The organism is Microvirga sp. P4_G7, assembly GCF_056401005.1.
On the sequence record NZ_JBFUKD010000751.1, the window covers coordinates 1 to 1,675 of the forward strand.

Sequence of the window (1,675 nt, forward strand, 5' to 3'; positions counted from 1 at the left end):
GCCATCAGATGTCCGGGCTTCTGTTCGCGGGGATAGAAGGATGACGGGAAATGCGCCGTGTGAGCCATCGGCTGTTCGATGCTCTCCTGCAGGTTCAGATCGTGATGCACGTGGCGGAGGAAGAGGAACATCTGCCATTGCTCTTGCTGATCGCCGCCAGGCGATCCGCACACCATGTAAGGCGCGCCATCCTTTTCCACGAGCGTCGGGGTCAGCGTCGTGCGGGGCCGCTTGCCGGGTTCGAGGCTCGCGGGCAAGCCGGGTTCGAGCCAGAACATCTGGGCGCGCGAATTGAGCATGAAGCCGAGTTCGGGAACGACCGGCGAGGATTGCAGCCAGCCGCCGGAGGGCATCGCCGCGATCATGTTGCCATGGCGGTCGACGACGTCGATGTGAACCGTGTCGCCGCGGCGTGCCGAGCGCATGGATTGCAGCGTCGGCTCGCCGCCGGTGATCTTGCGGTCTGCCGTCGAAAGTTCGCGCAGCGCTTTGAGCGTCCGCTCGATCTGGAGGTCGTAACCCTCGACGCGCCCGGGGCGCAGTTCACGCGACGCGTGATCCGTGATCAGTTTTCGCCGCTCGTCRTTGTACGCGTCCGACAGAAGTGTTTCGATCGGCACTTTGACGAAATCCGGATCGCCGTAATAAGCCTCGCGATCGGCGAATGCGAGCTTCATCGCCTCGACGACCGTGTGCACGAACGGCGCGCTCGAAGGACCCATGGCCGACAGATCGAAATCCTTCAGAAGGGCGAGCGTCTGCAGGAAGACCGGTCCTTGACCCCAGGGTCTGATCTTGTTCACCCGGTAATTGTGATAATCGTACGTCTGCGGCGCGTCGTAGCTCGCGGACCAGGACGCCATGTCGTCGCCCGTCAATACGCCGCGATGACGCGACCCGCTCTGATCCATGGCTTCCGTCTTGCGCACGAAGCTGTCGATCGCTTCGGCGACGAACCCCTTGTAGAACGTATCGCGCGCAGCTTCGATCTGGCCGTCGCGACCTTTTCCCTTCGCCTCCGCCTCGCGAAGAATGCGCTTCCACGTCTCGGCGAGCTGCGGGTTGCGGAAAAGCTCTTTCGCGGCGGGCGCGTTCCCACCCGGAAGAAAAACAGAAGCCGAGGTCGGCCATTCCGTTTCAAAGAAGTCCTTGAGGCCGGCGATCGTATCAGCCACACGAGGAAGCAACGGATGGCCGTGCTCGGCGTAGTAGATCGCCGGTTCGAGTACATCCCGCGGTGACATGGTGCCGTGATCGCGCAGCAGCAACATCCACGCATCGAACGCGCCGGGCACGACCGTTGCGAGAAGGCCGTTTCCAGGAATCAGCTTCAGGCCTTCACTATGATAGTGTTCGATCGACGCGCCCTTGGGCGCGACGCCTTGGCCGCAAAGGACTTCGACCTTCCCCGTTTTCGCCGAATAGAAGACGGCGGGAACTTCACCGGATGGGCCAACCAGATGAGGTTCGACGACCTGCAGAACAAAGGCCGACGCGACGCAAGCGTCAAAGGCGTTGCCACCCCGCTCCAGCATCGCCATGCCCGCTGCCGAGGCGAGCCAATGCGTTGAGGTGACGACACCGAAGGTGCCGAGAATTTCAGGTCGTGTGGTGAACATCATCTTGTCCGAGGTTGGAGGCGTAGCTGGCAGTGTTTTAGTTTTCGCGAGGATCG

1 protein-coding gene is annotated in these 1,675 nt (G+C 61.9%); it reads right to left on the reverse strand.

Translation table 11 applies throughout. The features are described 5' to 3' along the window. On the reverse strand, positions 1–1,619 hold a 1,619-nt coding region (locus AC1DT3_RS20300; protein WP_477467013.1), incomplete at its 3' end, for a gamma-glutamyltransferase family protein. Between the last annotated feature and the right edge of the window lie 56 nt (positions 1,620–1,675).